Below are 7,853 nucleotides of genomic sequence, written 5' to 3'. Positions count from 1 at the left end.
AGCTGATGCCCGGAAAGTGTTACAAAGGTGTTAATACTTGTAACGGTCAAAACGGTTGTGACGATACTGTCACAACCTGTGGAAGCATCCAAATGATCATTGTAGGTTCCTGAAGTTGTATGTGTGAACGGCCCGACCGTAAAACTTTCACCTGCACAAATGGAAGCTGTTTGGCTGCTTCCTATTGCCGGAGGCTGACTCAATGTTTGACTCAGTTGAGTGGAGCATCCTGTTGCATCAGTGATTGTACATGTATAATTACCGGCTCCTTTGTTGTTCAGGTTTTGAGTGGTTGTTGGTGGAGTAGTGTTCCAGGAAAATGCAAGCGGAGTCAATCCGGAAGGAGTTAATTGAATAAATCCGTCTGTGTCGCCATAACAATTCAAATCCTGGTAATCCAGAATAGAAGTGGCAGTTACGACTGAAGCTCCTGATAACGCAAAGATCGCTGTTTTGATAGAAGGAGACGGAGTGGTGTTGATGATCAAAACACGTTGCACCAATTTTGCCTGATCGGCACAGGATAAATGTACATTGATGCGATACATGTAAGGAGCAAAACTGCTAAAATCAGGGGTGTCTCCGGTTCTTCCTGCTCTGTCGAAACCACTGATTACAGCTCCGCCGCCATTAAACCAATCGGGCAAATTCGAACTATTTACGACCATTGCCGAACCATCCGTAAATTTGATCACGAACAAAACTGTTCCGGCTCCTTCTGTTGAAAAACCAAGAAAACTGAGAGAAGAGTAAGATGCTGGTATGTTTAATTCGAGGGAATCTGTTTGTCCGGTGGACAGGAAAATGGCATTTTCTGCGGTATAAGGAGCTAATTGGTAAGAACTGCTTCCTGAAACAATTGTTCCGTTGTTGGGTAAACCGGTTCCGGTACTGAGTGATGTTCCGTAAGCCTGGCTGTAAAGAATGTAGTCACTACCATCTAATGCTGTTGTTGTAGTTGATACAGCGGGAACTGCTTCGGCAATAACATCTGCATTGTAACCTGTGACAGAAATCGGTGCATAGTTTTGGGAGAAAGAAAGAAATCCTGCCAAAACTGCTGAGAGCGTTAAGGATGTTTTCATAGCATTTAGTTTCATTCGGGTAAGCAAATAATTTGATTATACTAAAGTTATAGTAAAACGATTAACTTATTTCAAATGATTGATAGTCAAAGTATCAGAAATGCTGATATATCACAACTATGAAGGATTTGTTCAAAATTTACACATTTCGAGTTATTTCCCGAATACCTTTTTTAGATAAGCATTGAAGTCTATTTTACTGAAATCCCTGGTTCGATGTGAGAACAACGTTTCGATCTTTTGTTCTTTTGTCGTGAAACCGTATCCCATTAACGGAGTTTTACTTTTTCCATTTGTGATGGTTGTCGTTGTTCCAAAACGCAGGTCATAGATTAGCAAAGTATCTGAATGTTGTTCAACCGAGTAGAATCCGTTGGTGATATGCTCAATTTCCCTGATTCTGGAGTTTCCGTTCCAATTCATTTCTTTCAGCAGATGATGGTTTTTGGGAATAATCTCCAGTTGCTTCGGATCGAAAGGGGTAAAGAGTGATTTATATCCGATGTAATATGCCGTGTCGTCTTCTGCAATCAGATCCCAATAAAAAGAGGTGAGTGGCATCGGCGTGACCATTGTTCTTTTCGGGTGAATACCTGCTTCTGCGAAATAACTGTCTGAATTGCTGTAGACTCCCAATTTGATAATGACTCCCCATATTAAATAGATGGAGGAATAAATTATTCCGGTCCAATTCCAGATGCGTCTTCGTTTTGAATTCCGTTTCATGAAAAGCGCACTGATCAGTAATATCATGAATGGGATCGTATATAAAGGATCAATAACGAATACGGAATTGAACGTTAAACGCCAGGAAAAAGGCCAGAAAAATTGTGTTCCGTAATTGGTAAAAATATCCAGCATCGGGTGTGTTACTATACTTAGAAACCAAAGTAAGAACCACATTCTGAAGGAATACTTCCGATTTGTCAGTCTGTGAAACAAATAACCTATTACCGGACCTGCCAGACAGGCAAAAAGTAATGAATGTGAAAATCCCCGGTGAACCAAAGCAGCATCCAGCGGATCATAAAAAAAACGCAAAAAAACATCCAGATCCGGAATCGTTCCGCCGATTGCACCCCATAAAGCAGCTTTATTACCAATTTTTCTTCCGGCAACAGCTTCTCCGACTGCAGCTCCCAAAACAATTTGAGTCAATGAATCCATGGAGATAAAAGTAGTCGTTTTTAGTTCCGGTCCACAGGATATTTATCTGATTATAATTTAGGATAAAAATGTTTAAAAAAATGGATAAAGATGTTGGAAAAGACTTTTTTGCTCAGAAGTAATTTCATAACTTCATGGAAAAGATAAGTGGAATATGTATCAAAAACAGTTAGCAATTAAAAACTGGGCGGAAGATGATCGCCCGAGAGAGAAAATGATGCTTAAAGGCAAGCACACTCTTTCAGATGCTGAATTATTGGCTATCCTTATAGGAACAGGAAGCAGATCCAAATCAGCAGTTGATTTAGCAAGGGAATTACTTTCGTTGACAAATGGAGACTTGTACGAATTCGGTAAATTACGGCATTCTCACTTATGCAATGTAAAGGGGATTGGAGATTCCAAAGCAATCAGTATTCTTGCAGCCTTAGAGTTGGGGAGGCGGAAGAAAGAGTATACAAAAACGAAGCGCAATAAAATTGATGGTTCTCTGAAAGCGTATCAGGAGTTAAAAGGATATTTTTCTGATTTGACCCATGAAGAATTTTTTGTGCTTTATTTGAATCGCGGAAACCAGGTATTACAAGTGAAACAAGTTTCGATCGGTGGAACAGCCGGAACTTATGTAGACCCGAAGATCATTTTTAAATACGGAATGGATTTAGCAGCTTCAGGAATTATTTTGGCTCATAATCATCCGAGTGGAAATCTAAACCCCAGTGAGTCAGATCAGAAAATCACTAAACGAATTCAGCAATTCGGAGACTTGATTGAGATGCCGGTATTGGATCATCTGATTGTCACAGATAATGGCTACTTTAGCTTTTCAGATAAAGAACTTCTTTAGGAAATGCTTTTTTACGCCGATCAAATTTCAATACGTTTAATTTATACATTGGATTTTGTGTTCAAGGAACACGGTTTGGAATATGAATTAACGAATGATAAGCAGTTTTTTTCTTCTCATGGGGGAACGAAACTCACTTATTCCGATTATGAATTTGAAGGCGTTCCGACACTAAATCCTTCCGGATTGTTATTTGAAGAGCGTTTTCGACCAGATATCCGCGTTGAAAAAGGAATCTGGAATGGTGCAGAATGTCTGAAAATTGATTCGGTAACTGATCCCATGGCTTCGATTTTTTATGTGCTTTCCCGCTACGAAGAATACAATCCTAAGTTTTTGGATGATCATGGCAGGTTTACAGCCCGGGAAAGTATTCAAAGTAAATTTGACTGGCTTCATGTACAGATTGTTGAACATTGGATTGAAGCTTTTTTTACTGTTTATGCTCCGAATTACCTGGACCGGCTGATTACCCGAAGAAAAATGACTGCAATACCTTCATTTGATATTGACAATACCTTTGCTTACAAATGGAAAGAAGGCTGGAGGACGTGGCTTTCCGTTGGGAAGGATTTTGTCAGAAATAATAAGAACCGGATCAAAGAACGCAGGTTGGTTCAGAGTGGAGAAATGAACGATCCGTTTGATTCTTTTGATGAAATCCGGGAAGTGATCAAACACTTTCCCGATACCCGTGTTTTTTGGCATTTGGGAGATTTTGCAAAGTATGATACCAATATTTCCTGGCACGATACAAGACACCAACAGTTGATACAAGAGATCAATCAGTTGGGGCATGTTGGACTGCATCCGAGTTATGCAAGTAATTATTCGGATGAAAAGCTCCTGAATGAGGTTGATCGAATTCGGGTGATTACGAAAGAACCGGTTAAAGAATCACGACAGCATTTTCTGAAGCTGAATCTTCCCAAAACGTATCATCGGATGATGGAACAAGAGTTTGAACGTGATTTTACAATGGGATATGCAGATGATTACGGATTCCGTGCCGGAACAGCATACGAGCATTCTTTTTTTGATCTTCTCACAAACCAGGTTTACCCGGAATACCGGATTGTGCCATTTTGCTATATGGACGGGACTTTGCTGGAATATAAAAAACTGACCATTTTTCAGAGTATGGAAGTGATCGATGAACTGGTTGATGAAGTCAGCAGATTCGGCGGTGTTTTCTGTTTTATCTGGCATAATGAAACATTGGCTGAAGCCGGAAAGTGGAAAGGGTGGAAACAAGTATTCGATCACACATTAGAACGCTTGAAATGATGATTTCATCAGATACTTTAAAACAAAAGGAATTTCCGAAGATCGAACACGGAGATTTGGTTGTGCAACTGGGATCCTGTTTTTCTGCAAATATGTCTTTCTGGTTTCGAAGAGCCGGATTTGAAGTGTTTGATAACCCGTTGGGAGTCATTTTTCATCCGGTCCCACTTGCAAAACAAATTCTTTTAGCTTTTGGACAAGCAGAATTGCTGGAATTTATTCAGAAAGAAGATGTTTATGTCAGTTATGATGCCAGCAGTACGCTTTATTCGATGGATTCTCTTTCGCTTGATAACGAGTTACGGAGTCAATTGAAAGCATTGAAAGAATCGTTGTCAAACGCAAAGCTTTTAGTTATCACATGGGGTTCTGCTCATGGATACCGTTTGATCGAATCCGGAAAGATCGTTGCAAATTGTCATCAACAAGCAAAAGAATATTTTGAGAAGGAGCTGACATCTGCAGATCAACTGTTTGATATCTGGAAGGAAGCAATTGATGCGATTCGACATGTGAATCCTCAGATTCAAATCGTTTTTACCGTGAGCCCGGTTCGTTATATCCGGGATGGTTTGATGGAGAATTCTCTTTCAAAGGGGGAGCTTTTCCGTTTGGTTGATTTGCTCAGAACTCAGAAATCGCATTATTTTCCCGCATTTGAATTGGTGAATGACGTGCTGAGAGATTACCGGTATTTTGAGCCTGACGGAGTTCATCCGAATTCTCTGGCTACGGAGTTTGTTTGGGAATTTTTGCGAGCGGAGCTTTTTACTCCTGAAACGAATCAAATAATTGATGAATTATTCCGGATTCGAAGAATGGAAGAACATCGTTTGTTGTATCCGGAATCGAAAAAAGCAGCGGAATACCTGGGTATGGTGAAACAAAAAAGGGAAAGTTTCCTCTCCCAATACCCAGTAGTAGTCTGGTAGTTTATTCTGTTTTTAAAACAAGAGTTCCTTTATATTCTCGTGGTTCTCCCGGATTCGGGTCTCCCATGATCACTTTCCAAAGTACCGTTGAGCCATTTTTCAACATTTCTCCTGTATGAGAATCTACACCGTTCCATCCATTAGATGCGTCTGATGTTTTGAAAATAACTCTTCCTGATCTTGCGTCATAAATGTATAATTCGAATGGGGTATTACGTTCTTTCAAAGCGTAAGGCATGAAGGTGTTGAAACGAATGTCTGAAGCATTTACGTCCAAAGCTTTGGATGCATTCAAATTGTATTCTTCCGGAATTGAAATGGTTTTGTTTTCTACCACCAAACAACCGTTTTGATCTTTACTGGAAACAGAAACAGCTATTTCAGTGCCTTTATACGGATGCACGATGAATGTTCCGTTTTCAACCTCGCTGCTGTACTTTTCCACTTTCCAATGAACAGGATTGTCATTTCCGGACACATTGAATCTGACAGCCGGAATGGCATTTTCGTAGATTAAAGTAGGGTCAACGTGAATGTACAAATCTGCTGTTGTTCCGTAAACAGGCACTGATTGTTTTTGATTTCCAACTATGACATCAATCATTCCTTCATTGGAAGCAATCAACGACTTTTTGGAATCCGGTTTCACATTCAGCAGGCTTTTCCCGTTTTGAAGAACCTGAACGCTTGTATTTTCGTTTGGATTGATGATTTCAATTTCGTCACCGATACAATATTTTGATTTATTGAAAATTGCCGGTAAAATGTTGTTTTTTGAAGTGTTTGCATCAGCAAATTGAGACTTTGGGTTCGGGTTTGAAACCGGTTGTCCTTCAATCTCTTTTTTGTTGTTCGATTCTCCTTTCGGATTTCCATTGGAGTGAGCTGCATTTGAATGTTGGTAATTTTTACTGGCAGTTTCATTCTGGAAAACAATCGTTTGATTTTCTTCTACTTGCGGTATGTGCGTTTGAGGGGTCGTACTTTGCGAAGCCTGTGCATTATCCTGATTTTTTACGTGAGGATTTTCTGCATTTTGGCTCATTACAGGTGTTGTGTTTTTGGTTTGATCAGCGGATTCCGATTGAGAATTCAATGCGAAAAACAGGGCAGAACCAACAAGTACAGTCCCAACAGAAGCTGCAACCCACCATTTGCGGTAGAATGGAGTAGGAGTCGTTCCGTCTAAACGTTTGGACAATGATTCCCACGCTGCCTCGTTGTAAGGCAATTCATGGTTCTCAAGCGACTCTTTTATAAGCTGTTCAATGTTTTTCATTGAGCAATTTTTGTAAATTTTTGTTTCAAATAATTTTGAAGATTCATTTTGGCTTTGGCTAAATTAGATTTTGACGTTCCTTCACTGATTTCCAGTATTTCAGCAATTTCCTTGTGGGTGAATTCTTCCATCACATACAAGTTGAAAACTGCTTTGTAGGCCGGAGAAAGCTTGTTGATGGCTTCCAGTGCTACACTTGCTTTTAATGACGTGATTTCCCAATCTTCTCCCAGTTCATCATCTTCCGGGATGTATTTGAAATCATTGTCATTATCAGTCAGCATAAAATCCTTTTTTGATTTTCGGATCGAATCAATTGCACAATTCACAATAATTCTTCTCATCCAACCTTCAAAAGATCCCTTTTTGTCGTAACCTTTAATATGTTCAAAGACCTTAATGAAACCTTCCTGCAAAACTTCCTGAGCTGAATCTTTATCGCGAATATATCGTTGGCAAACAACAAACATTTTCCCGTAAAACTTCTTGAATAACTGCTCTTGTGCTCTTCGGTCGGAAGATTTGCAGCCCTCAATAATTTCATCCAATTCCCAATTCTGTTTCACTGTCTCCAATCAATAACGAAAGATTCTCAATAGGGTTGCCTTTTCTGTCGGTTCAAAAGTTGAAAAGTTCAAAAAGTTCCAATTTTGAACACTTTGAACCTTTGGAACAGTGTATTAAACCAACTTTTCATCCCCTGTTTACAAATAACGTTATTTCTGCACAAAATTTACAGCAGGAGCAAAGTTTTATTCTTAAATTCGTTGCGCTTAAGAAATAGTATTATCATTTAATCATAAAACAATGAAAGTAACGGTAGTAGGTGCAGGAGCTGTAGGAGCAAGCTGTGCAGAATATATCGCAATGAAAAACTTCTGTTCGGAAGTAGTTTTGGTAGATATTAAAGAAGGATTTGCCGAAGGTAAAGCAATGGATTTAATGCAAACGGCGTCACTGAACGGATTCGACACGAAAATTACTGGAACAACAGGAGATTACAGCAAAACAGCAGGTTCTCATGTAGCAGTAATCACTTCAGGTATTCCAAGAAAACCGGGAATGACACGTGAAGAATTGATCGGAATCAACGCGGGTATCGTGAAAGATGTTACGGCAAACCTGGTAAAACATTCTCCGGAAGTGATCATTATTGTTGTTTCTAATCCAATGGATACAATGGCTTACCTGGTGCACAAAACTTCAGGTCTTCCTAAGCACAAGATTATCGGAATGGGTGGAGCATTGGATTCTGC

Annotated in this window: 8 protein-coding genes; 4 read left to right on the top strand and 4 right to left on the bottom strand. The window is 39.6% G+C overall.

Annotated elements, in window-relative coordinates; translation table 11 throughout:
• Nucleotides 1-1,085 (bottom strand): hypothetical protein (locus Q1V93_RS08035; protein WP_300663569.1); only part of this gene is annotated, 1,085 nt, incomplete at its 3' end.
• A 153-nt stretch (nucleotides 1,086-1,238) separates the two neighbouring features.
• Nucleotides 1,239-2,252 (bottom strand): metal-dependent hydrolase, encoded by a 1,014-nt coding sequence (locus Q1V93_RS08030; RefSeq protein WP_300663567.1) that lies wholly within the window; start codon nucleotides 2,250-2,252, stop codon nucleotides 1,239-1,241.
• Between the two features lie 154 nt (nucleotides 2,253-2,406).
• Between Q1V93_RS08030 and radC the strand changes: the two genes are divergently transcribed.
• The 3 genes from radC to Q1V93_RS08015 are packed head-to-tail and all read left to right on the top strand — an operon-like array spanning nucleotide 2,407 to nucleotide 5,318.
• Nucleotides 2,407-3,099, top strand: coding sequence for a DNA repair protein RadC (radC, locus tag Q1V93_RS08025; protein WP_300663565.1), 693 nt, complete (start codon nucleotides 2,407-2,409; stop codon nucleotides 3,097-3,099).
• Nucleotides 3,100-3,156: 57 nt separating this feature from the next.
• Nucleotides 3,157-4,386, top strand: coding sequence for a polysaccharide deacetylase family protein (locus tag Q1V93_RS08020; protein ID WP_300663563.1), 1,230 nt, complete (start codon nucleotides 3,157-3,159; stop codon nucleotides 4,384-4,386).
• Nucleotides 4,383-5,318: a GSCFA domain-containing protein gene (locus Q1V93_RS08015; protein ID WP_300663561.1), complete on the top strand. Its 936-nt coding sequence runs from the start codon at nucleotides 4,383-4,385 to the stop codon at nucleotides 5,316-5,318. The genes Q1V93_RS08020 and Q1V93_RS08015 overlap by 4 nt, the downstream gene beginning before the upstream one ends.
• A gap of 1 nt (nucleotide 5,319) precedes the next feature.
• Here Q1V93_RS08015 and Q1V93_RS08010 read toward each other — a convergent pair whose 3' ends face one another.
• On the bottom strand, nucleotides 5,320-6,597 hold the full coding sequence (locus tag Q1V93_RS08010; RefSeq protein ID WP_300663559.1) for a hypothetical protein: 1,278 nt from the start codon (nucleotides 6,595-6,597) through the stop codon (nucleotides 5,320-5,322).
• The gene (locus Q1V93_RS08005; RefSeq protein WP_300663558.1) at nucleotides 6,594-7,163 is read right to left on the bottom strand and encodes an RNA polymerase sigma factor; all 570 of its coding nucleotides are present in this window, start codon (nucleotides 7,161-7,163) and stop codon (nucleotides 6,594-6,596) included. The genes Q1V93_RS08010 and Q1V93_RS08005 overlap by 4 nt, the downstream gene beginning before the upstream one ends.
• A gap of 241 nt (nucleotides 7,164-7,404) precedes the next feature.
• On the opposite strand from Q1V93_RS08005, the gene Q1V93_RS08000 reads away from it, so the two are divergent.
• Nucleotides 7,405-7,853 (top strand): 3-hydroxyacyl-CoA dehydrogenase NAD-binding domain-containing protein (locus Q1V93_RS08000; protein ID WP_300663556.1); only part of this gene is annotated, 449 nt, incomplete at its 3' end.

Source organism: Fluviicola sp., assembly GCF_030151805.1.
Classification (GTDB): domain Bacteria; phylum Bacteroidota; class Bacteroidia; order Flavobacteriales_D; family Crocinitomicaceae; genus Fluviicola.
This window is presented reverse-complemented; position numbering and strand designations above follow the sequence as displayed.